Here is a 23,519-nt window from a genome sequence, read left to right as displayed (position 1 = left end):
TCTAAACTTTAATGGCTAAAGCACATATTAACAGCCACAAAAATCACTTTTTCCCTTAAAGTTATGGACGCACAGGCTCGATCGCCTTTCTTGAACCCCATCCTCAACAAATTCATAGGTTTTTTTAATAAAAGCATTAAAATTTATGTATTATAACTTATACATTTTTTGCTACAGTCAAGAAATGTATAACTCCCTAGATTTACTTAACGTTTTATGTTAACTGCTGTCGCCCAAGACTCCGAAAACCTTCAGTACAAGCTACCATCAGAGGCTGAGTCGTCCCCCCGGATGACGGTATTTTGCGATTTAGACGGGCCCATAGTCGATGTGTCCGATCGCTACTACGCCACCTATCAACAAGGATTAGCCGATACTCAAGCAGCTTATCTCGATCGGGGAATCAACCTCAACCTTCAAATACTCAGCAAACAGCAGTTTTGGCAAATGAAACAAAACCGAGTGCCCGATGCTGAAATAGCCAAAAGTTCCGGCTTGTCGGGAGAAGAAATTCACGTTTTTCTCGGATGCGTGAGTCGGATTGTCAATCAGCCAGACTTGTTGCACTTAGATCGCATCCAGCCTGGAGTACAATGGGCGATCGGACTTCTGCACTCCCGCGGCGTGCGGCTGATTTTAGTCACCCTGCGGCCGAGAAATCAAGCCGTTCAACTGTTACAAAATTACGGTTTAGCCAGACTGTTTACCAGCATTCGCGGAACTCAGATGGCCGATGCCGCCTATCACAACTATACAGCCTTAAAAACTGAATTGTTGGCTGAAGTTGCAGAAGAATTTGAGTCATCGCTGGGTTCGGCTTGGATGATCGGAGATACAGAAGCAGACATCCTCGCAGGAAAAGCATTGGGAATACCTACAATTGCCGTTACCTGCGGAATTCGCAGTCGCTATCAACTCCAAAAGCACCAGCCTAATTTCATTCTCAGCAACTTGATTATTGCCGTTCATCACTTATTAGGTTCCGGTCAACAAGTAATAGTAGAATGACTACAGTTAACAGTAATTAGTTAACACTTAACTGTTGACTAATGACGAATGGGTGATGACTAATGGCTGACTAAGGTTTTTCTACATTCCTGGTCATTTCCCACAAGCGATTGAGCGGAAAATAAATCACCGGAGCCCAAAGACTGCTAAGAATAGCAGAACACAAAGCCACTCGCTGGTGATAGCTCCAAATTTCCAGTAAAGCCCGATCGCCCATAGAAAAAAATTGTAGCCCCATCACCGTTTCCGCTACCACCGCCATCCCAAACACAATTAACGCGATCGGAATCGGATCTCTCTCAACAATATCTACCGGAATCGACCAGGTTTTTTGCAAAACAACTGTTAAGACTCCTACAACAACTAGACTTACAGCATGGGTGGGATGAGGAGCCGTCATCGCATCTTGAAGGAAACCCAAAACCAAGCCCATGCTAGCAGCTCCCCAAACTGTACGTTTCCGCTTAATACTCCAAGCTACCAACCAAATTAACAGCCAGTTCGGCCCAATTCCCAGCAATTCCATTCCCGGCATCCGAGTGGGCAATATCAGTATGCACAGCATCACAGATAGAAATGTAACTGCGAAGTTGAGAAATGGGCGCGATCGCGGCGAAGACATCCGAGATAAAGCTTTCATTGCTGCTGTGCTCCCTCAGATGGTGCAGAAGATTGACTCTGCGAATCCTTCGGTTCGGCTTGCTTAGAGTGGGGGTAAACCACTGCCCACTCCAGAGCATTCATTGGTGCAGAAAACTCAACCACAGCTTCTGGAGCCGGAGTTTTATTCATATCCACCGAAACCACTTTTCCCACAGGCAAACCAGCAGGGAACAACTGACTGTAAGAAGAAGTTGAAACCACATCCCCAGGCTTGACATTGGGAACATTCTCAAAAAACTCCATCACCGCCTGATTTCCGCCTTTCCCGCGCATAAAACCCATGTGGCGACTGCGGGTAATGCCCACACCCAATTGACTCGTAGCGTCGCTGATTAACAGCACCAAGCTAGTATTAGGAGTAACGCTGACAACCCTGCCTACTAAACCGCCGGGGCCCATCACAGTAAAATCTGTTTTGATGCCATCCTTACTGCCACGCCCCAAGGTTACTTGCTGCCACCAGTGGTCGGCGCTGCGACCGACAATAGGAGCTACAATTCCTGCTGGTTTCTTAGCCGAAACGTAACCTAAAAGCTCTTTTAGCTTCTGATTTTGATTTTCTAATTCTAATAGCTGCGCTTGCAATTCTTGAGTACGCGCCGAGATAAGTTCCTCTTGTCCAGAGCCGTTGGCGTGAAACGGACGAGTCACCCAATTGTAAACTTCAAATACTGCTGCACCTTGTGTTTGTCGAACTCCCCAAGCGGCAGTTACAGCTAGACCTAGAAGAGCAATTTGCAGCCGCAGATCCCACCACTTTCGGAATGTATTTTTTAGCATAATTTCACTAATCTAAAATTGTTAAGTCAGGATTTTAGATTTGAGATTGCAGCCGTATTTCTAAATCCACAATCCCAAATTTGTTAACTACATATTACGCGATGACTGCCCGCTGAAAACCCGTTCCAACTGTTTGTTTTCCAATACCCTACCTGTTCCCAAAACCACGCAGCACAGCGGATCTGCTGCTACGTGAGTGACAATTCCTGTTTCGTGACTGATCAGAGTATCTAAACCTTTCATCAGCGCGCCACCACCAGCCAGCATAATTCCCCTGTCAATAATATCTGCTGCTAATTCCGGGGGGGTGCGTTCCAAAGTACGCTTGACAGCTTCCACAATTACTGAAAGCGGTTCCGACATACTTTCGCGAATTTCTGGACCTTTGATAGTAACAGTTCGCGGCAAACCAGACAGTAAGTGCAAGCCCCGCACTTCCATCATTACATCGTCATCCTCTGGAGTTGGATATGCAGAACCAAGCTGAATCTTAATTTCTTCAGCAGTTCGTTCGCCGATCACCAAATTGTGAACTTTTTTCATGTATTGGACGATCGCCTCATTGAGTTCGTCGCCGGCTACCCGTACAGACTCACTGATCACCGTACCTTGCAAACTCAAAACCGCAACTTCCGTCGTACCTCCGCCTATATCTATAATCATATTGCCAGTCGCCTCAGCAACAGGCAGTCCAGCCCCGATCGCCGCAGCGATGGGTTCATCAATTAACCGTACTTCTCTAGCACCGGCCTGAGTCGCCGCCTCAATGACAGCACGCCTCTCGACTCCAGTGACACCGCTGGGGATGCCAATAATTATCCGCGGCGAAACTAAGCTTCGGCCTTCGTGAACTCTGCGGATAAAAGTCTTGAGCATCAGTTCCGCCGTATCGAAGTCTGCAATTACCCCGTCGCGAAGCGGGCGCAGTGCTATGACATTCCCTGGCGTGCGGCCGAGCATTTTTTTTGCTTCTTCTCCAACAGCCAGCGGTATTTTTAAATCTTGGTCGATCGCCACTACAGAAGGTTCCTGCAGAACAATACCTTTGCCCGATACATAAACGAGCGTGTTAGCAGTACCGAGGTCGATACCCATATCTCTAGATAACGAAAATCGATTGAGAAGACCCACTGATTCGTACCCCCCCCCAAAAACTAAAATACTATTGTGTGCAATAATGTTGTTACAAAAGTGTAACCGAGGTGGATTCTATTACGTTTTTCATCCTGAGTCTAGTCAGAAATGTACATTGTCGAGCTCAGGTTGAGCGCAGACTTGCCAATCATCCACTATCTATATGTTCTGCTAACTGGGTGTACAATCAGGATGAAGCCTCACAAGCGTTGTTCCAAGTTCAGTTTGGAGGCTAATGCGCGTGTGGACTGTTTAACTACATCACCGATCGACCACATTCCCAAAAAAGTTTATGAGTCTTAATGTTGTGACTTTAGTAGGCCGCGTCGGCGGCGACCCGGACGTTAAGTATTTTGAGTCCGGTACAGTTAAGTGTAGTTTGACGCTGGCAGTGAATCGCAGAACCAAGAACAGCGATCAACCAGACTGGTTCAATCTGGAAATCTGGGGCAAAACAGCGCAGATTGCTGCTGACTACGTTCGCAAAGGCTCTCTAATTGGCGTAACAGGCTCTTTGAAGTTCGATCGCTGGCAAGACCGCAATACGGGTTCAAATCGCTCGAAGCCGGTAATTAAGGTAGACCATTTAGACTTGCTGGGTTCCAAACGCGACAACGAGTCGGGTATGTCGCAACACAACAGCGAATTCTAGCGTTTGGGGAATTGGGGAAGTAATATTTGTGAATTGGGTGGGTGCTTGTGACTTCAGAAAAGTTAGAAATTGTTCAAACTGAGTACCAAGCTGGGCAAGTAGCTTTTGAGAGTGGCCGGTATGCTCAAGCTGTGCAGAGTTTAGAAACAGCTACCGGTTTAGTCGATCGAAATTCCCGGTTGGGCGGTGAGGTGCAGATGTGGCTAGTGACAGCCTACGAAGCCTCGGGCAATACAGAAAGGGCGATCGAGCTTTGCCGTGCGCTCACCCGCCATCCCCGCCAAGAAACCCGCCAGCAAGCAAAGCGCTTGCTGTTCATTCTCGAAGCTCCCAAACTCACTATCCCTCCTGAATGGATGGTGAAAATTCCAGATTTGGCAGCTTTAGATGAAAATCAATCAATCAGTTTTCAAGCTAATCCAAACGCTGATATCAAGTACGCTAAACCCAAGCCAGTCGTATCAGAGCCTGTAGATTTGAGTCAGGTTAATACGAAAGATAATAGGTTTATCTGGGTGGCGTTAATTGCGATCGGGCTAATTTTAGGCGGCTTATTTATTAGTTATTAATCATTTTTTCATTCGCACAAACTCTATCTATAGGGTGCGCCTCCGCCCACCTTACCCCTACTGAAAGAAGTTAAGCAATGCCTTTTAGCAATTACAAAAGCATCAGCGCGGTCGCGAAAGAATTCCAAATTAATTGCGTACGGGATAATTTCATTGTCGAAACAGAATTTGCAGTCAGCGACGTTTTTCGCAATGAATGAGAATTGATTTTCTATGAGGGAGTATTTGACAACTCGGAAATCGCCATTTGTGAAAATATCATTTATCCTGTATTAAAAGAAGTTTGGAAAAATTATCGCAGTAAATTTCTCCTCTGGAGTCACCAAACCTTAGTCTATAATGACAATCTGTCAGGAATTCCTGATTATATATTGGCGAAGCGCTCCCCCCTCGGCACAGTAGTTTTTGACAAGCCCTATTTCATATTAGTTGAAGCCAAGAAAGAGAGCGCATTTGATGAAGGATGGGGGCAGTGTTTGGCAGAAATGATCGCCGTGCAGGGACTTAACAATGAACCCGAACAAACTATCTTTGGTATTGTTTCTAATGGCGCAATGTGGCAGTTTGACAAGCTGAAATTAGAAATGTTTACTGAAAATAAATTTTTCTATACAATTCAGGACTTAGAGCGACTGTTTGCAGCCGTTAACTATGTTTTTAAACAGTGTGAATTACAATTAGAGGAGAAGGAACAAGTAGGGAACGACACTGATTTTGACACGGATACCCGGATTAATTATCGAGCATGAGGCAGCAGTCAGAAGTTGAATAGCGATAATTGCTAAAATAAAAAAAAGACCCAACCAGAAAGGCTATTATTGTGAGCGATTCAACCGTAGACCAGATTTTGAAATTGGCCTCTCAGCGCGCCGATGCGGCTGAAGTCTACTACCTGTCGAGTCAAGACACGCCCATCGAATTTGAAAACAATCGCCTCAAATCCCTCCAAACCAAAGCACTGCAAGGCGTAGCACTCCGGCTGATATACCAAGGCAAAATCGGTTTTGCTAGTTCCACAGATTTAACGCGGATAGACGATTTAGTAGATGCAGCGATTCAAACAGCCGAAATCGGCGACCCCGCAGAATTTGAACTCGCCTCCAACTTCCACCTAAAAAGCCCGGAAACCACCTATACTCCGCCCACAACTCAAGAATTAGTCGAAAACGGCAAAAACCTGATCGAGCAAGTTCACGCCTACAATCCCGATATTATGGTAGATGTCGGCTTTCACGTCCGCAGCGGCCGCGTGAAAATTGCCACGACGCAAGACCTGTATGCCGAAAGAAGCAGCCAAATAGTCAGCGGGACGATCGCTGGAAATTTGGTCAAGGGAGAAGACTTTATGCAAGCATACAGTTACGACGTTGCGCGCGATCGTCCCCTCGACACCAACAGCATCCTCGAATCACTCCTCGAAAAATACCGCCTCGCCGAACATTCAGCCACCATCACCAGCGGTTCCTACCCAGTATTATTTACCCCCAGAGGCGCTGCTAGCACCCTTGGTAGCCTCTTTGATACCATCCTTTCAGGTCAAGCAGTAGTTCAAAAAGCCTCTCCCCTAGCCGACCAAATCGGCGAAACCTTATTTGACGAACGCTTTACCTTTTTTGAAGACCCCACCTTAGGCCCTTCTGCTTGTCCCTTTGACGACGAAGGTACACCCACCACCCGCAAAGTCTTGATAGACAAAGGTACTGTCACCGGATTTTATTGGGATCGCAGGTGGGCCGCTCGCGCCGGTGTACACTCAACCGGCAACGGTTTTCGTGGCGGATTGTCTCGCCCAGGCCCTGATTTGACTAACTTTTGCATTTCCCCAGGAAATACCGCCACTCAAGACTTGATTGCTAGCATGGACGAAGGTCTAATAGTAGAGCAGGTTTTAGGTGCCGGTCAGTCCAATCAGTTAGCTGGCGAATTTTCTGTCAATTTGGACTTAGGCTATAAAGTAGAAAAAGGCAAAATTGTCGGCCGCGTCAAGAATACAATGGTGGCAGGCAGCATTTTTGAAGCCTTTAAAAACTTGGCAGATTTGAGCAGCGAAGCCGAATGGGTAGGCGGTGCAGCCTATTTGCCGAGTATGCTGTTTCACGAGTTGGGTGTAGCTTCGAGGCAATAAGTTCAGTGCGGTTAATTATACGTGACGCTGATACTGTTGCTAGAAAAATCTTAGCACTCACCTCAAAAAGACCCGGTTTCTGCCACAAAGCATCTGTGTAATTGCCCTTCGGTAGCCCATAAACCGGGTTTGTGGTACGCGGTTGGCAAGTCCAGACGTGGAAATAAAAACACAGAAACAGTGCCGGAAATTCAACGCTTTGCTAATTCATGCAAATAGGGAAAAACAGGGAAAAAGGTACAATGAAAGAGCAAAATGTCAAGGATGGAACTCGGGAGAAGAAAAAGCACTTTTTCTTTCTTTTACCTTTGGTTTTTTGCCTTTTAACTCTAGTGACGGGATGCGTTCAGTACGATGTCGGGGTCAACTTTGAGAGTCAAACTCGCGGCGAAATCGTGCAGCACATTAAACTGGGGGAAAGGTTGACGAGCTTCAGCGGCGAAACTGTTGCAGAATGGTTGAAAAGCGTAGAACGCCGGGTGAGGTTGCTCGACGGAAAAACTAAACAGCTTTCCCCCACAGAAGTTCTAGTGAGGATTCCTTTTAATAATGGAGCAGAGTTGCAAGACAAGTTCAACCAATTTTACAATCCGATCGCACCAACGACAAAATATCGGGCAGCAAGTCCACTAGAAACAGATTTGCCGAAGTTTGAATCTCACCTTAGTGTCAAGCAGAATAATTTGTTATTGGTGCTGCGAAATCGGTTGAGTTTGGAATTGGATTTGCGCTCTCTTTCTCTGCTTTCTTCTAACGGCAGTCTGCTGCTAAGTCCGGGGGGACTTTTGGAGCTAGACTTTAGCTTGAACACGCCTTGGGGCGCCGAAAGTATTGAAACGGTCGCCGGTGCGCTGGTTCCCGAAACCTATCAGCAAGGAAAACAGTTAGTTTGGAAGCTCAAACCCGGAGAAGTTAACTATTTGGAGGCGATATTCTGGATTCCCAGTCCCGTAGGAATTGGGGCGCTGATTATTGCCTTATTTGTGGCTGCAGGCGTTGCTTTGAAATATAAAATATTGCCAGCACTGGGAATCGGCAAGAAACCCCAAAACATCGGTCAAACCTAAAAAGGATATGCCCTAGAGGGGCGGGTTAACCAATATTTTCACTCAACTCTCAGAACTCCAATAAACCCGCCCCTCCCCGGATATTATGGTTAATTGACCGGATTTAATATTATCCAAAAAAATGATAACATCTGTCAAAAAAACAGTTGACAAATGGTAAATAATTTGCTTAACCTGAATTGAGAATTAGGAACAGAGAAAATGCGATCGCTAAATTTCTTCTTCATCTTTCTGATCTGCTTGGCTCTAGTATTATTCAGCATCGAAAATACACAGCCAGTCGCGATTCAAGTTATCCAAGGCGTCCAAGTTAAAGCTCCGCTGTGCGTAGAACTAATTGTAGCGACCGGATTAGGGGCCACACTAGCGTGGCTGTTCAGTCTGTGGTCGAGAATGCAGCGAACCCTCGCGTTGCGCCAAGAGATTCGCCAAGTTCGCGAAAAAGAGCAGCGGATTCAGGAATTAGAACAAAATCTTGAACGCTATAAAGCCGAAGTAGAAGGCAAACAACCTTTGTTAGAAAGTGCAGAACCGATAAGTTTAGAAATAGCAGCCATTGAGGGCACAACTGCTGAAATGACCGCCAATTAACTTGATATGCTCTCTCGTTTTCTCAGAGGGAAAATCTAAAATCTAAAATCTAAAATATAAAATCGAATGGCCGTTTCCCGAGACCAAGATGGCTTAGAAACGATTTCCGAGGGTATCGCAATTTTAATTGACCTAGCGGAACGGGGAGAAATTGATCCTTGGGACGTTAAGGTAGTTGAAGTGTTCGATCGATGTCTGAGCAAGCTTACGAACGCCTCCGATGCAGATCAGAGTAAGGATTTCTCCGATTTGTCCCACTCCGGCCAAGCGTTTTTGTACGCTTCAATGCTGGTTTTGCTCAAAGCAGAAAGTATCGTCCTCTCCGAACCCCCCGCGAATCCAGACTCGGCCGACGAGCCGGCACTAGAAGACGCAGAGCACTCAGCCGGGCGACACTTGCCGCAGCATTTAGAGCGGCAATTGCGCCGTCGCGGTGTAGCTCAACTACCGCAAAAACGCCCGGTGACTCTCCCAGAACTGATTGAGCAGTTGCAGCTAATGAAAGCAGCAATGGAGCAGACTGTTACCCCCCGGCGCCGCCCTACCTCAAAAATGCGATCGCAAGCGGCCCAAGCTATCTTTGAGCTAGCTCACCAAGAAAATCTCGTAGAAACTGCTAGTGAACTCGAACGGTTTTTGGCTCAGCGGGGCCCGGAAATTGACGAGGGTTGGCTGGACTTGGACACATTGCTAGAGCTCTGGCACCATAACGATTTGCACTCTCCTGTCAACCCAGAACTCCCGGTATCGACTGCGGAAGTTCACTTGCCAAATCATGACCGCGTGGGTATTTTTTGGGCGTTGTTGCTCCTATCGGCTCAGTCTAAAGTAGAGTTGCTTCAAGAGGAGTTTTACCAAGACCTGAAAATCCGCGCGCTTTGAGCTTGCACGGTATTAGGTTCTCGGGGGAAACTAATAACTATGCCACTGCGTCGGTTAAGATTCTAGGCAGAATCTCGCTCTATGGCATTCTGTTGCTGAGTCTGGGATGCGGAGAGCGGGAGCGTGAAGTTATTGCTGGTTCCCGATACCTGGTTTCTTAAATCCAGGTAAATTCGGAATAAATGATTGATAGCCTGGTACGATGTCGCCTATAAAGAGGTCAGGATTTTGCTGTGCTCGATCGATTCGACGATCGCAACCGCTAGCATCTAATTGTTCAGTTGATATCAGTTAACAGAGGGTTGAGGAAGTTAAGAATGAAAGCGATGATTCTGGCGGCCGGTAAAGGCACTCGCGTCCGTCCTATTACTCAGACAATACCCAAACCGATGATTCCCATCCTGCAAAAGCCAGTGATGGAGTTTTTGGTTGAATTGCTCCGCCAGCATGGATTTGACCAGATTATGGTCAATGTTTCCCACCTGGCAGACGTGATTGAAAACTACTTCCGCGACGGTCAAAAGTTTGGGGTACAAATTGCCTATTCTTTTGAAGGGCGAATTGAGGACGGAGAAATGATTGGAGAGGCTGTCGGTTCGGCTGGTGGCATGAAACGAATTCAGGACTTCTCGCCGTTTTTTGACGATACTTTTGTGGTGCTGTGCGGCGACGCTTTGATTGACTTGGACTTGACTGCTGCTGTGAAGTGGCACCGGGAAAAAGGGGCGATCGCTACTATTGTTATGAAATCGGTTCCCCGCGAGGAAGTTCCTAGTTATGGAGTGGTGGTAACAGACGAGTCTGGCAAAATTAAAGATTTCCAAGAAAAACCTTCTGTAGAGGAAGCTCTGAGTACCGATATCAACACTGGCATTTACATTTTTGAACCAGAAATATTCAATTATATTCCCTCTGATACAGAGTACGACATCGGTTCGCAATTATTTCCCCACCTTGTAAAAATAGGCGCGCCTTTTTACGGGATTAGCATGGACTTTGAGTGGGTGGATATCGGCAAAGTTCCTGACTATTGGCGGGCAATTCAGAGCGTACTCCTCGGACAAGTTAAAAATGTTTCGATTCCGGGAATTGAAGTGCGCCCCGGCATTTACGCTGGTTTGAATGTAGCTGTCAACTGGGATAAGGTTGATATTACTGGGCCTGTTTATATTGGGGGGATGACGATCATTGAGGATGGAGCAAAAATTGTCGGCCCGACAATGATTGGCCCAAATTGTTGGCTTTGCAGTGGCGCTACTGTGGAAAACAGCGTGATTTTTGAGTATTCTCGTTTGGGCCCGGAGGTGCGGTTGGTTGACAAACTGGTGTTTGGGCGCTACTGCGTTGATAAAACCGGGGCTGCGATCGATTTGCAAGCGGCTGCTCTCGATTGGCTGATTACTGACGCTCGCCAAGTTTTACCGACTCAGCACGGAGAAGAGCGGCGGGCGATATCTGAAATTCTCGGTCATGGTGCATAATTGTTAATTGCTCAGTGGCAATTGCTAATTGCTCAAGGTAAGGTGCGCTAGGCGCACCCTACTTTTACGTTTATGATCTCAGCTTTCAATTATGGTAATGTGCTTAAGTTGCACCCTACATTTTAAGACTGAAGATAAGTATATTGGCTGAGACTCCGCTCGTAATTTTGCAGCAAAAGTTGGGCTTCGGAAAGAGTAATTTTATTTTGCTGCAAAGCTGCTTCTGTCTGACGGCGGATGCTTTCAACCAAATTTTCTGAATCGTACTGTACGTAGCTAAGGACTTCTTTCATAGTGTCTCCTTTCACAACGTGTTCGATATGATAGCCAGAAGGTGTTAGCTGAATATGAACTGCATTAGCATCGCCGAATAAGTTGTGAAGGTTGCCCATAATTTCTTGATAAGCACCTCCCAAAAATAGCGCCAAATAGTAAGGTTCTCCAGGTTTGAGAGTATGCAGTTCCAAAACAGACTTCACATCTCGCAAATCGATAAATTGGTCGATTTTGCCGTCGCTGTCGCAGGTAATATCGGCTAAAATACCGCGTTGAGTTGGTTCTTCGTCGAGTCGGTTAATCGGCATAATTGGGAACAATTGGTTAATTGCCCAACTGTCCGGTACTGACTGGAAAACAGATAAGTTGATGTAATAAATGGACGCCATCACCTTTTCTAAGTCTTCCAAATCCTCCGATACATATTGTTTTTGCCGTGCCAGCGCCTGTATTTTATCGCAGCAGGCCCAGTACAACTGTTCGGTTTTCGCCCGTTCCGCAATTCCTAAATAGCCTAAGTTAAATAAACTGACTGCTTCTTCCTTGAATTGGATGGCATCGTGATAAACTTCTTGGTAATTTTCGGGACTGATAGATTGGTAAATTTCGTAGAGATTGCGCGGAATTTGGTGCGCGTTTTCGTCTACTGGTTCTGGTACTTCTCTGGGGACATCGCTAGTACCGAGTACGTCAAAAACTAACACTGATTGGTGAGAAGCGATCGCCCGCCCGCTTTCGCTAATGATAATTGGAACCGGGATTTTGCGCTCGTCGCAGGCATCTTTCACTCCCGCTACTACGTCGTTAGCGTAGTTTTGCATATTGTAGTTTTTGGAAGCGTGGAAGTTTGTTTTAGACCCGTCGTAGTCAACGCCGAGTCCACCGCCTACGTCCAAGTAGTTCATATTAGCTCCCAACTTAGCTAATTCTACATAAATGTGGCTGGCTTCTCGAATGGCGTCTTTGATGACACTAATTGAGGAAATTTGAGAGCCGATGTGGAAGTGCAGTAACTGCAAACAATCGAGCATTCCAGCTTTTTCTAGTTCGCCGACTGCACGCATAATTTCTGGAATTGTTAAGCCAAATTTTGCCCGATCGCCCGTGGAACCTCCCCAGCGGCCAACCCCTTTGGTAGTGAGTTTTGCTCGCACTCCCAAAATCGGTTTAATTCCTAATGCTTTGCTCGCGGCGATTGCGAGTTCTACTTCCTCTATTTGCTCCAGCACAATTACGGACGTTTGCCCTAGCCGCTGCGCCAAAATAGCAGTTTCGATGTATTCGCGGTCTTTGTAACCGTTACAAATTAATAAAGCGCTTGGGTTTTTTAAGGTCGCCAAAGCTATCATTAATTCCGGTTTAGAGCCGGCTTCGAGCCCGAAGTGATGCGGTTGACCGAAACGCACCAAATCTTCAATTAATTGTCGGTGCTGGTTGCATTTTACTGGAAAGACACCGCGATAAACATTTTTGTAATTGTACCGAGCTATCGCTCTGGCAAAACACGAATTTAAGCGCTCGATCCGGTCTTCCAAAATATCAGAAAAACGAATCAGCAGCGGCAAAGCCAAATTTCGCTGTTTCAGGGATTCTACCAGTTCGCATAAGTCCAGGGAACCGCCGCGATCGCCCTTGGGAGAGACTGTAACGTGACCGGCTGCATTGATCGAAAAATACGGTTCGCCCCAACCTTGAATTCGGTAGAGTTTCTCACTATCTTCTATTGTCCAAGATGCTTGTGGCAGTTGAGCTGCCGTTACCAAGGCACTGTCTGGTGTCGCCAAATTCGTGGCTGTTGGCGAGTGAGTCGATAGCGGATCGAGATCGGAGAAAGCAGCGGTGGCTGGGGAACTCATCTTATCGGAAACCTCTTTTAGGAGTGGTCAAATAGATAGTTTATCGCACATATCGGGTTTCCTGATGCAGTTGAAAAATCACTTTGGGTACACGGGCTGGCGATTTTAGATTTTAGATTTTAGATTTTAGATTTTAGATTTTAGATTTTAGAATTGACTCTACAGATGGATGAATGTGGGGGATTTAACTAAAATCTCAACCGTAATTGCTCTCCAGGACTCCTTTCTTCAAACAAATATCCGTATGGAGGTGAACTCGGAAACCCGGTTTCCGAGTTCACCTGCGCCAAGAGAGTTGTCGGACGATTGATCGCCCGACACACACTAACCAAAAATCACCTCCGGCGGCGCCATGTCAGCCCCCATAATCAATCCCCCGTTATTAGACTTCTTCAAGCCCGGTTGAGGTGCTTTTTCTGGGGTCTTCTGAGCCGGTGCAACTGAGGCTGGCGGTGTCACCTGCGTTGGAGGTACTGCCTGTGCTCCTGGCACCACGGGTTGCTGCGACAGCCAACCCAAGCCCCCTACAGCCCCAGCCATCAAAGCGGTGTAGCCGATGTACAAATGCACCGGACGCATTTGAAAGCCTTCACCTGAGTCGGAATCGGAAACAGACACATACATACTGGGAATTGGAGTCGGAGCGGGTTTGGGCAAAGCATTCGCCATAGCGCTGCCGTCTAGTCCCAAGGCGTCGCCGAGTCTGCGGATAAAACCTCTAACGTAAATATCTTGGGGCAGTTTGTCGATTTCCCCATTTTCGATCGATTCGATGTGGTGCAGCGGCACGAGAGTTTGACTGTGGAGTTGTTGGAGGGATAGAGACCGAATTTGCCGTCCCTTACGCAATTCTCTACCCAACTCCCGCAGGCACTCTTCTCGCTGTTGAACGGCTAAAGCTGCTTCTTCTTCCTTGGTGAGTTTTTTCGGCTTTTTGGGAAAACCGAACCCTGGGAAGGATTTTCCGGGGACGGTGACAGTTGCAGGTGGAGCCGACTCGACTTTAATTTCGTCTTGGGGCGCTTGTTTGCTGTCTTCAGAAGTGTCAGTGTCTTGATCGGAATTTTCAGTGTCGGACTCGGTTTGGGGGGGCGCTTCCACACTAGCGCTGCGCCAATAGAAGACAGGAGCAGCTACTGGTGGCTCCAATTCTTGAATTTCTGTCACCGTCTCAAGGGCGGGACTTAGAGCAGTAAAACTCTCTTGGGGTACTTGCGGTTCAATTTTGTTTTGTTTGGGAAATCGATCGAATGCGAGCTTGACGGCTTCTCTGCTAACTGCTCTAATTAAAATTTCGGCAGCGGAGGCTGCTTCGCCCAACATTGTTTGCAGGCTAGCTAGAGCGTGGCTATAGGTGTCGCTACAGAGGAGTTCAGTTTCTATTTGACCTAGGACAGAACGAAAACTTTCTTGAGAAATTTCAATAGTTGGGTGATCTGTCACCCCAAAATAAGCCTCGGGTTTCAGTGCCATGATATTCATGTTGTCTTAGTAGAAGGTATCTGAGTACGTTCTTCGACAGGTTGGCAGTGATTCCGGATGTCGGTTGGGGGAGAGTGGGAGAGTGAGAGAGTGAGAGTGTGGGAGAGTGGGAGAGGCGCAATTCCCACTTACCAATTTTCTATTGCTTGTGGATGCGATCGAGCAAAAAAAGAGCCCCGAAAATCCCGACAAAATGGGCAACAGTGGCGTGAGTATTGGCGAGTACCACAAATATATCTAGCGGCTGAATAAATCTGCCCAAATCAACTGCGGCACCGAACAAGGCTTGCGGCTGAGCTAGAGATTTGGCTAAAAGCGTGCCGCTGATGGCTTCGGCGCCGATCAGCGTCAGCACCATTCCCGATAAGTTGCTCCAAAGTGCCAGCCGCACTTCTTTGATGGTGTCTGCTTTTTTGGGGCGGACAGCGTTAGCGGGCGATCGCAGTTGTCTCGACAAGCGGGTGAAGCGGAAAGAGCGATATACGCTGTAAGCGAGTACGGCCAGCCCGCAAATGGCAAAAAATACGCCGCCGCCGGTGCCGGCACTGGTTGAACCCGCAGCGGCGGTAGTGCGGGGGATGGCGAAGGGGATGGCAAAGAGCAAAATGATCGCCGCTACCACCCCTAGCACTACCTGTACCCAGAAGCAAACCCAGCCTGTTGTACGAAGCGCAAAGGCAACTCGCTGTACGGCGACAGGAAGCTTATCGTTATCTAACTGATTAGTCATATTTTGAGCGGGTATAATTAATTGGCATTAGTTGGCAGCAGTTTTTTCTCTTCGGGGACGGTTGACGGCGGTTAACCCTCTTTATAATAGAAGTAGCAATGTTTAAGATTTGTAACTAACATTGGATTTCACATTTGAATAGCGTCGATCGCCAGGTACCCACAGCAATGACACAACTACAACCCACCGTCACTCCCAAACTGGAACAGCCAAAGTTTGGCTTCAACAGCTACGCGGAACGCCTTAACGGTCGAGCCGCGATGATCGGTTTTTCTCTAACTTTAATTATCGAGTATGTCACAGGCCAGGGCTTGCTGTCCTGGTTAGGTCTCAACTAATTTTAGCAATGGCGCGGTCAGCGTTACACTTTGTCTTGACTCGAACGGCAGCGGGTGTGACTTCTGCTGACCGCGACAAATTCGGGAATTGATTAAAATATTAATTAGAAACAAGCCCAGCGACTTCTCTGTCGAGAGAGATCTGTTCCCGAATGCAATAGCTGGCTTTTGGAGGTGTATATGGGGTGGAATTTTGATTTGACAAGCTTGGCAATTTTGCCTCGCTCCCGTACAATTCCCCACAGGCGAGAAGATTAATTGAGGTGAAGCTAGTCTTTGAGCTAGAAATCCCGATCGTTCCGCCAACTCTAAGTTTTAGAGATTGTAAATAAATATAGAACAGAGTAAAACCAAATGAATGCTTCGTGGACGCGACTTTTGAGGTCAGCTTACCGTAGAGAACCAATTACCAGCTTTGTTGTGACAGTGGGGGTTGTCGATGCAGCCATCGGCAGCATGGGTGCGAGTGGCTCTTTATTGGCTTTTGGGCTGGGCACCGCTGGGGTGGCGATGGCTCTCCGCTGGTGGCAATTTTACCGCTCTGCAGCCGAACAAACCGCACCTGCTCCCGAATACTATCTTCCTCCTCAGTCTTCTAGACCTCAGTTGCCTGTGCTTAACGTATCTAAAAAAAATCCTCCTTATTAAGATTACCGGGCAATGGTGACTGGGCGATGTGCCGATCGACTCCCTGAATCTGAGGCACTAAAAGAGAGGGCAAGAAAGTCTTTCGATCTTGGATGCTTGGTGTATGAATATTTCTGTTGCCGAGAAACTGTACAAAATTGGCTCTGTAGCTGCCTGTAGTGGTTTGTCGGTGAAAACTGTTCGTTACTATGAGGAGATGGGCTTGCTGTCTCCTGCAGTAAAGCGATCGCCCGCTGGTTATCGCTTGTTTGGCGAAACGGTATTTAACAGGTTGGCGTTTATTAAACGATCTCAGACTCTGGGTTTGAGCCTTCAGGAGATTAAGGATATTTTACAAGTTCGCGATCGGGGAGAGTTGCCTTGCTCTGAAGCGAAGCAGCATCTCACGGCTAAGGTAGAGGAAATTTCCGTGCAAATTGCAGCCTTAGAAACTTTGAAGAGGGAGTTGCAAGGCATTCTCAACTGCTGGCAAGAGCAACCTTCGCAGGCGAGCATTACTCGCACGATTTGTCCGAACATTCAGCGGGATTGAGCCGCGGAAAGATACAAAAAAAGGGAAGGAATTATCGGTTTCCTTCCCTTGATGGTTTTGTTGGTGGTTTTGTTGGTGGTTTTGTCGATCGTGTTGAGCTTTTAACTGTTTTCGCAGAGTTTGCTGTTGCTTTTTGAGTTGCCGAGCCCTGGCTGAGCCGCCTTTACCTTTGGAGTTTCTACCCTCGCTGCGAGGAGACTCCCAACTTTTTAGTCTCATGTTTTTTATTGTATGCACTACTTATATACTACACCGCTAGATTTTCACTGTCAAGTATTTTTTAGACTGATATTTCGTAGTGTCAACTTTTGACTGATGGGAATTTGCTACAGACATAGGGATGCTGTGCCCATTGACTGCGGATGGTTACACCTACGGGCTTTTTGACAAATTGGGATGTAAGGGCGATCGCCTTTACGTCATTATTATTCCGCACTGTTTGCTACAATTATTTAAGTCAGCTTTAAGGACTGCCATGACTCAAGCTAACTCAATAACAAATGAATATCAAATAACTGTAAGTTCTCTGGTATGGCAAAGAGTTGAGCAAATTGCCGGAGAATTTAACTTGTCAGTTTATGAACTATTGGAACAGATAGGCGAAGGCAAACTGAAAGTTGTTGCGGTTCCAACTAATCCAGCAAAACTGAGCTATCGAGATATTGCAAATGCTTTCCTTTGGTTAGCCGCGCAAACTAATGTAGCAATCAACGTCTACAAGCTACAAAAACTCATGTATTACGCTCAAGCTTGGTATTTAGGAGTTTACGGCAAGCCACTATTTGATGCAGATTTTCAAGCCGGGATTCACGGGCCAGTGATTCCTGATTTATTAGAGAAGTATCAATGCCAATTTAGTTGGGAACCAATTACAGAGAACATCGAACAACCAAAACTTCCCCAAAAAGTTGGGCAATTTATCGAAGAAGTTGCGGAGGCATATTTTGAGTATGATGATGAAACTTTGGAACGAATGATTTGCAGTGAAAAACCTTGGCTGGAAGCGAGAGGGGATTTGCCGAGAGACGAATCTTGTCATGGGATTATTTCTCAGGAATCGATGAAGAAATATTATTCGGGTCGTTTTTTCTCTAAATAATATAAGAGCGATTTCCTACGGGATAGCTGCGCTTCACGCGCTTTTTGACAAGTTGGGATGTAACGGCGATCGCGCTTTTGCAGAAAGTGCCAGAAGAGGCGCGATCGCTCTTTTTCAGATTCAAGTATTCGGGTTAGCTGCTGCCTTCGTGATGGACTGGATAATCAGGTCAAAATCCTTACGGATTTCTGCCAATTGTTTTACCCAAGTATTAGAAGCAAAAATCACTTCCTCTTCCTTCTGGCGAGCGGCTGCAATTTGCTTCTCAATCTCTCCGTAAACCTGTTGCTCAAATTCAAAAAGCTGTATTTCAATTTGATTTTCCAAGTCTTTTGCTATTGATTGAAACTGACTGCTAATATCACGACGGACATCAGACATTTGCCTTTCTCGCTCATGTTCTTGTCGCATTTGTAAAATATCTACTCCTACCGAAACAAGTGCTACAGCAGGCCCCAGGAATTTAGCAGCATTGCCGATGTTTTTTGCAAGACCAACCGCCTGCCAAGGTTTAAACTTAAAGCCAACCAATTTTCCCACCGCTAAAACACCTTGATGTAGACCGCTTCCTGCTACATCCATAGAACGTAGAAAGCCTTGTCGAGCGGTATTTGCAAAACCCCTAGTTGCCAAAGTCGTTAGGTTCGCTCCGGCTGTCTCACCGATCCTTCCAAGCCAATCAACTTGGCTTTTAATTCGCTCCACATCCATACCAGAACCAGGATTTTCGGCTGATATATTTGGATTTTTCTCTAGGCAAGCAACAAAACTCTTGACTAGATCACCTTCTAGCACTTTTTCAACCTCCTGCTGGATCTCCTCAACTGCTACATTAACAGCTTCTTGCAGTTTTCTTTCTGCTTTTTCAGAGTGTTTCTTCACATTCAATTCAGCTTGTTTATTAAGGCTTTCAAAATTCTGCTCGCTACCTACTGCTGCGGCAAGAGTGTTGCCTTCGCTAGCAACGCCTGAAGACATCTCCAGGGCTATATTTTTAACCTTAATTCGCAGACGATCTCGCTCCTTTCGCACTGTACGAGATAACCGTGTTAGCACTTCAAAAAAAGTAGAATCTTCGCTGGAATTGCGAGTAAAGCTCAACTGAGCATCATCAACACAGCTTAGGGCAATTCGGACTGGTGTATCAAAACGAGCAAGGGAGCCACGACGCTCTACAAACTGATTTAGAGCATCGATAAAAGTTGGAAATCGGCTGATTTCTGTCAGAAAATCATCGTTAGCATCAATGCCTTCACAGTAGTCTTTGGCATCGATAAAGCAGATAAGAAATTCATCAAGACTGTAAGGCTTCAGTGCATCGGCAAGACTTGTGCGGTAGTTGACAATTTTTTGCTCTTCTTCTCCTGCTTCATCAGACATTTTGTTGATGACTAACATCATTTTCCAGCGATAACCTTTTTCATAGGCTAACTTCTTGAAATTCTCTGCTGTCAGTGAGTCAAAGAGCATATAGGTGAGGCAGAAAACCAGCAAGTCTGATTTGTTGATCGCCTCATAAGTAATCTCATCGTGATCTTGGCGGTCTGTAAAAAGTCCAGGCGTATCAATTAGCTTGATGCCCTTCCAGTCATAATTGGTAGTTTTATCAGTAGCAATATCCGCATCAATACGGATATCGCGCCGTCCTGTCATGCCAGAGATAATAGTTGATTTGCCTGCACTGTACTGCCCCACAAAAGCTACACCGAGAATTCCCTGTTCTCGATACTCTTTTAACTCATCCCGCACTTTTTTGCGAATCGCTTTTAGTTCGGCTGTGTTTCCCTGAGCCAGCAAATTGTCAAATTTTACTAGCGTTTTCTTGAAATAAGCACCGACATCGGCAGCTTTAAAGTTAGGGTTGTTCTGAGTCATGGTAGTTTAGTCCTTTTTGGGAGATTTGAGGCTAAAGTAAATATCCTCTTGAAGGATGTGTTTTATATCCTCTAGTGATTTTAGTCGTTGAACTTTAGATTGTGTTACAATCTTCATGCTACGTCCGAAATCTCTTTTGACTTTAGCAATCGTTTTGTTGATACCTTGAACAGTTAAGGGTTCGTATTGTTCAATAGACCAATCAATAATTCGTTTAGCATAAGCACGATTAAGATATTTAGCGTTATGGGATAAATTGATTTTTGCTTTTTCAAGCTCAGTGGCGATCGCTTCTAGCCCTGCAATCAATTCTTCAAAATAAATGTTGATGTTCGTGGTTACGGAATCAGAATACTTACCAAAGTCCCCCTTAGCCTGCTGTAGAGTCTTTTGCCTCTGAGTGTTGAGTTGAGTTTCCAATGAAGTTGAAATATTTAGAACAGCTTCGCGTCGCTTTTCATTTTTGGATTTTAACATTCCGCTAAGCCCGCTAACCACAGCAGTTAAAATCCCGATAGCGATTGCAACAGGAGGGGCGAAAAACGCTATAATAGTTCCTGCTATCCCTAGAATGCCCGCACCGATTCGTACCAAGTCTCGAAAATTGTTTGAATCCTGCTCAGTAAAGCTAAAATCATTGCTGCCAATCTGAGACATTAGCTGTAATTCATTCCCTATTTCCTCAAGAACTTCCTGGACTTCCTTATTGAATTTTTTGCTGGCCTCTTGATAAGCTATGTTTAATCGGTCTTCACATCGAAGTGCTTTTAATTTTTTTTCCCATTCCAGCTTCATAGTAACTTCGTTACAGTTATAATGGTCTTCTGCAAAAGATGGAACGGCTTCTATAGCATCTTGAAAAATCCTATCGATTTGTTGCAGTAAAGAGTCTTGGGAATCCTTAGCTGCTTTTCGGATATCCTTTTGGATTCCCTCGCGCTTATTTTTCAGCGTCTCGGTCAATTTTTCATAGATTAAAGCTTGTTGATTCACCCATTTATTAGGATGATCAATTGCACCTACGGTAGAACCAAGCAGAGTTTGAGAGCGACGAATTGCCCCATGATTAACCAGAGATACACGGATTGACTCCAGAAAATTCTGCATCTGACTTGCCTTAAAAAGCTCCTGTTTCTTCTTGACGTGTTCTGGTTCGCGGGAAAGCTGCGCCGCCAGCAACATCACAGGAATAATATCGAAGTAGTCATTAGCATAATGCTGTTTAGCGTAACGGCGGATACGTTGAATGTGCCCACCAATACCGCTTTGACCATCCCTTTCAAACAGTTTATCAGGGTTCTGTAAGAAATGCTCCAACCGTCGAGGATCGCGCAGGTTGTTCTTGACATTCAGTAAAATAATTAATGGCTTGGCTTTTTCCTTTAATAGCCGCAAGAAACCAAACTCACTCTCTTGGATACTGTCATTTGTCACCACATAACAAATCACATCTGACTCGTCGATAATACTTTTAGCAATTTCTTCATCACTTTTGCCACCCGGAGCGCCAATCCCAGGAGTATCAATGATCCGAATATTCTTCCACTCATACACCCGATTCAACCGAGTTGTGCGCTGCTTGCCTACACCGATCGCATCCCATCCATCATCGGTAACGATGGCGTGAAGAGTGCTTTTTCCTGCCTTAGTTCTGCCCATAAAGGTGATGCTGAAATGATTGAGAGCGCGTTCCTTGGCACGAAGTGATTCCCGTACACTCTCAATTTCTTTGATAATTTCGGCACTTAGATCATTTCTAGTATCCTCAAGTTGCTTGGCGACTTCCTTAGCTGTCTGTGGTAGCTTGACCTTTACCACCTGTTTTATGTTTGATGTCTTCGATAGCAACTTGAATATTTTTGTCCAAATTGTTAAGTGCTGATACAGTGCTTTTAAGTGCCCTTTTTGCAAATTTGTAATCTTCATCCGCGATGACTGCACACTGACGAATCGCCTCATCATATTCTGGCCCAGTTAACAGGATTTCCCGTCGTATTTGCTCAACTTTTTGCTCACTCCCAGTGAGTTTGGCTACATTATCCACTAATGCGCGTGAAAGGAGAGAATCAGCCCCTTTAAGGAAACGCGCACCGATAGAGAGTTTCTCTTGCTGATTGGCTTCGCCTATAAATCGAGTATCACTAAAGGCTCCAACTTCTGCAAGCTGTCGCTGTACTTCTCCCGTTGGCCAGTTCCAAATCCGTGCTACTTGTTCCGCCATCTGGCGTTCTAATGCTGAACAGAAACCGTCAACATAGGCGATCGCCAACATTTGGGACATGGCCTCACTTTGCTCACCGGGCGACACTTTCCGAGCTAAATCTTCGACAGAAAGGTGGTTTTCATCTTGAGCCAGAATTTTTTCCATCTCAGCTAGAGTGCCTTGAGAAGCGCTGATCTGCATTGCTAGTTCGCGTAGTGCTTTCGACTCTTCACTATGAATCTGCTGATCCGCACAGACCATGTGTGTGACTAATAGGAATGGGTAGTCTAGGTGTTCGGTGGTTCTTGAAGTTATGTCAGCCATCTTAACTTATTCAATATAAAGTCATATTTAGTAGGTTTTTACATCCCAGCTCGACCATAAAAATTCACATTTAGCTGGTTGCTATCGAAAAAGTCATAGATTCAAGACTTATTCAGCGGTAGCGTTTCCTAATTCCTCTCGTATGATACCCTATTCTTAGGTGACTTAGAATCTCTGCTGCACCAGCAGTGCGATCGCCTAACCGCATCCGAACAACACGCGATCGCATGGCTAGCCACTACCCCCGAACCAGCCGACATCTCAAAAATACCAGAAAACCTGCAACTATCACCGCCAGAACTCTTGAAAGTCATGCAATCTTTAGGACGACGGTCATTAGTTGAAACAGTCAAACAAAACGGGCGATCGCACTTTACGATCGGGCCAGTAATCAGAGAGTATATAACAAACAAAAAATGAAAATCGCCACCTGGAACGTCAACTCAATCCGCACCCGCTTAGAACACGTTACTAGCTGGTTGCAAACAAACTCCCCAGACGTTCTCTGCCTCCAAGAAACCAAAGTCATAGACAAAGACTTCCCCCTAGAACCCTTCACCAACCTCGGCTACAACTGCTACATTTCCGGCCAAAAATCCTACAACGGCGTTGCCATTTTTAGCCGATCGCCCATGTCGGAAATCAGCAGCGGGTTTGCCCCCCTTCTCGGCGACGAAACCGCAGGTATTTTTGACGAACAAAAACGCCTAATAGCCGGGGTTATAGACGATATTTGCATTATTTGCGTATACGTTCCCAACGGTTCCGAAGTTGGCAGCGAGAAATATGAGTACAAGCTAAAGTGGCTCAAACTGCTGCAAGAATACCTCAAAATAGCACTAGATAAATCCCCCAACTTGTGCATTTGCGGCGACTTCAACATCGTCCCGGACGATCGAGATATCCACAATCCCAAAGCCAATGCTAACTCCGTCGGCCTATCAGTAGCCGAGCGCCTCGCACTCACAGAAATCATAGAATTAGGATTAAACGACCCCTTTCGCAAATTCACCTCAGAAGGCGGCCATTATAGCTGGTGGGACTACCGCGCTGCCGCATTTCCCCGCAACAACGGCTGGAGAATCGACCACCATTATCTCAGCCCTCCCCTGTACGAACAAGCAAAAAACTGTACAATAGATGTTGCTCCCAGAAAATTAATCAAACCCAGCGACCACGCCCCCGTAATTGTCGAAATTTGATT

General features: G+C 46.0%; 24 protein-coding genes. 14 read left to right on the top strand and 10 right to left on the bottom strand.

Going from position 1 to position 23,519, the window contains the following annotated elements; all coding sequences use genetic code 11:
• The first annotated feature begins 216 nt into the window (after positions 1-216).
• Positions 217-1,008 carry an HAD family hydrolase gene (locus QUA42_RS00625; protein WP_333134189.1) on the top strand — a complete coding sequence of 264 codons (792 nt, stop codon included), beginning with the start codon at positions 217-219 and terminating at the stop codon, positions 1,006-1,008.
• A 70-nt stretch (positions 1,009-1,078) separates the two neighbouring features.
• Here QUA42_RS00625 and mreD read toward each other — a convergent pair whose 3' ends face one another.
• From mreD to QUA42_RS00610, 3 genes are all read right to left on the bottom strand, one after another.
• Positions 1,079-1,648, bottom strand: a complete 570-nt coding sequence (gene mreD / locus QUA42_RS00620; protein ID WP_333134187.1) for a rod shape-determining protein MreD — start codon at positions 1,646-1,648, stop codon at positions 1,079-1,081.
• Positions 1,645-2,451 carry a rod shape-determining protein MreC gene (mreC, locus tag QUA42_RS00615; protein WP_333134185.1) on the bottom strand — a complete coding sequence of 269 codons (807 nt, stop codon included), beginning with the start codon at positions 2,449-2,451 and terminating at the stop codon, positions 1,645-1,647. The genes mreD and mreC overlap by 4 nt, the downstream gene beginning before the upstream one ends.
• Before the next feature lie 87 nt (positions 2,452-2,538).
• Complete coding sequence (locus QUA42_RS00610) at positions 2,539-3,546, bottom strand: rod shape-determining protein (RefSeq protein WP_333134183.1); 1,008 nt, start codon at positions 3,544-3,546, stop codon at positions 2,539-2,541.
• 331 nt (positions 3,547-3,877) lie between these two features.
• Here QUA42_RS00610 and QUA42_RS00605 point away from each other — a divergent pair, with 331 nt between their 5' ends.
• The 8 genes from QUA42_RS00605 to QUA42_RS00570 all read left to right on the top strand — a co-directional run bounded on the left by QUA42_RS00605 (position 3,878) and on the right by QUA42_RS00570 (position 10,952).
• Entirely contained in the window at positions 3,878-4,237 is a 360-nt protein-coding gene (locus QUA42_RS00605) for a single-stranded DNA-binding protein (protein WP_190663675.1), read from the top strand.
• A 47-nt stretch (positions 4,238-4,284) separates the two neighbouring features.
• Entirely contained in the window at positions 4,285-4,806 is a 522-nt protein-coding gene (locus tag QUA42_RS00600; RefSeq protein WP_333134181.1) for a tetratricopeptide repeat protein, read from the top strand.
• Positions 4,807-5,009: 203 nt separating this feature from the next.
• Positions 5,010-5,555: a hypothetical protein gene (locus QUA42_RS00595; protein WP_333134179.1), complete on the top strand. Its 546-nt coding sequence runs from the start codon at positions 5,010-5,012 to the stop codon at positions 5,553-5,555.
• Positions 5,556-5,626: 71 nt separating this feature from the next.
• Complete coding sequence (locus QUA42_RS00590) at positions 5,627-6,931, top strand: TldD/PmbA family protein (protein ID WP_333134178.1); 1,305 nt, start codon at positions 5,627-5,629, stop codon at positions 6,929-6,931.
• A gap of 242 nt (positions 6,932-7,173) precedes the next feature.
• Entirely contained in the window at positions 7,174-7,998 is an 825-nt protein-coding gene (locus QUA42_RS00585; protein WP_333134176.1) for a DUF3153 domain-containing protein, read from the top strand.
• 201 nt (positions 7,999-8,199) lie between these two features.
• Positions 8,200-8,589: a lipopolysaccharide assembly protein LapA domain-containing protein gene (locus QUA42_RS00580; protein WP_333134174.1), complete on the top strand. Its 390-nt coding sequence runs from the start codon at positions 8,200-8,202 to the stop codon at positions 8,587-8,589.
• Positions 8,590-8,655: 66 nt separating this feature from the next.
• On the top strand, positions 8,656-9,471 hold the full coding sequence (locus QUA42_RS00575) for a segregation/condensation protein A (protein WP_333134172.1): 816 nt from the start codon (positions 8,656-8,658) through the stop codon (positions 9,469-9,471).
• 317 nt (positions 9,472-9,788) lie between these two features.
• A complete protein-coding gene (locus tag QUA42_RS00570) occupies positions 9,789-10,952 on the top strand; it encodes an NDP-sugar synthase (RefSeq protein WP_333034939.1) in 1,164 nt (387 codons plus the stop codon).
• 122 nt (positions 10,953-11,074) lie between these two features.
• Here QUA42_RS00570 and speA read toward each other — a convergent pair whose 3' ends face one another.
• The 3 genes from speA to QUA42_RS00555 form a co-directional block, all read right to left on the bottom strand.
• The gene (gene speA, locus QUA42_RS00565; protein WP_333134170.1) at positions 11,075-13,084 is read right to left on the bottom strand and encodes a biosynthetic arginine decarboxylase; all 2,010 of its coding nucleotides are present in this window, start codon (positions 13,082-13,084) and stop codon (positions 11,075-11,077) included.
• 324 nt (positions 13,085-13,408) lie between these two features.
• Positions 13,409-14,566: a helix-turn-helix domain-containing protein gene (locus QUA42_RS00560; protein ID WP_445301271.1), complete on the bottom strand. Its 1,158-nt coding sequence runs from the start codon at positions 14,564-14,566 to the stop codon at positions 13,409-13,411.
• Between the two features lie 139 nt (positions 14,567-14,705).
• On the bottom strand, positions 14,706-15,296 hold the full coding sequence (locus tag QUA42_RS00555; protein ID WP_333134166.1) for a DUF3611 family protein: 591 nt from the start codon (positions 15,294-15,296) through the stop codon (positions 14,706-14,708).
• Between the two features lie 167 nt (positions 15,297-15,463).
• On the opposite strand from QUA42_RS00555, the gene QUA42_RS00550 reads away from it, so the two are divergent.
• From QUA42_RS00550 to QUA42_RS00535, 4 genes are all read left to right on the top strand, one after another.
• Positions 15,464-15,634, top strand: coding sequence for a hypothetical protein (locus QUA42_RS00550; RefSeq protein ID WP_172186391.1), 171 nt, complete (start codon positions 15,464-15,466; stop codon positions 15,632-15,634).
• Between the two features lie 354 nt (positions 15,635-15,988).
• Entirely contained in the window at positions 15,989-16,282 is a 294-nt protein-coding gene (locus tag QUA42_RS00545) for a hypothetical protein (protein ID WP_333134164.1), read from the top strand.
• A gap of 103 nt (positions 16,283-16,385) precedes the next feature.
• Positions 16,386-16,814, top strand: coding sequence for a heavy metal-responsive transcriptional regulator (locus tag QUA42_RS00540; protein ID WP_006632299.1), 429 nt, complete (start codon positions 16,386-16,388; stop codon positions 16,812-16,814).
• Positions 16,815-17,154: 340 nt separating this feature from the next.
• Positions 17,155-17,913 carry a type II toxin-antitoxin system antitoxin SocA domain-containing protein gene (locus tag QUA42_RS00535; protein WP_333134162.1) on the top strand — a complete coding sequence of 253 codons (759 nt, stop codon included), beginning with the start codon at positions 17,155-17,157 and terminating at the stop codon, positions 17,911-17,913.
• Here the strand turns inward: QUA42_RS00535 and QUA42_RS00530 are convergent.
• Genes QUA42_RS00530 through QUA42_RS00515 form a run of 4 tightly spaced genes read right to left on the bottom strand, consistent with a single transcriptional unit; the run spans position 17,906 to position 22,315 of the window.
• Positions 17,906-18,037 carry a hypothetical protein gene (locus tag QUA42_RS00530; protein ID WP_333134160.1) on the bottom strand — a complete coding sequence of 44 codons (132 nt, stop codon included), beginning with the start codon at positions 18,035-18,037 and terminating at the stop codon, positions 17,906-17,908. The two genes, QUA42_RS00535 and QUA42_RS00530, sit on opposite strands and share 8 nt — an antisense overlap.
• Positions 18,034-19,788 carry a GTPase gene (locus QUA42_RS00525; RefSeq protein WP_333134159.1) on the bottom strand — a complete coding sequence of 585 codons (1,755 nt, stop codon included), beginning with the start codon at positions 19,786-19,788 and terminating at the stop codon, positions 18,034-18,036. Before QUA42_RS00525 ends, QUA42_RS00530 begins: the two co-directional genes overlap by 4 nt.
• A 6-nt stretch (positions 19,789-19,794) precedes the next feature.
• The gene (locus tag QUA42_RS00520) at positions 19,795-21,606 is read right to left on the bottom strand and encodes a GTPase (RefSeq protein WP_333134156.1); all 1,812 of its coding nucleotides are present in this window, start codon (positions 21,604-21,606) and stop codon (positions 19,795-19,797) included.
• A complete protein-coding gene (locus tag QUA42_RS00515; RefSeq protein ID WP_333134154.1) occupies positions 21,575-22,315 on the bottom strand; it encodes a TerB family tellurite resistance protein in 741 nt (246 codons plus the stop codon). Before QUA42_RS00515 ends, QUA42_RS00520 begins: the two co-directional genes overlap by 32 nt.
• A gap of 416 nt (positions 22,316-22,731) precedes the next feature.
• Between QUA42_RS00515 and xth the strand changes: the two genes are divergently transcribed.
• Positions 22,732-23,517, top strand: coding sequence for an exodeoxyribonuclease III (xth, locus tag QUA42_RS00510; RefSeq protein ID WP_333134152.1), 786 nt, complete (start codon positions 22,732-22,734; stop codon positions 23,515-23,517).
• Positions 23,518-23,519: the final 2 nt, after the last annotated feature.

Origin of the sequence: Microcoleus sp. Pol11C2 (genome assembly GCF_036701505.1) — a bacterium.
Lineage (GTDB): Bacteria > Cyanobacteriota > Cyanobacteriia > Cyanobacteriales > Microcoleaceae > Microcoleus.
This window is presented reverse-complemented; position numbering and strand designations above follow the sequence as displayed.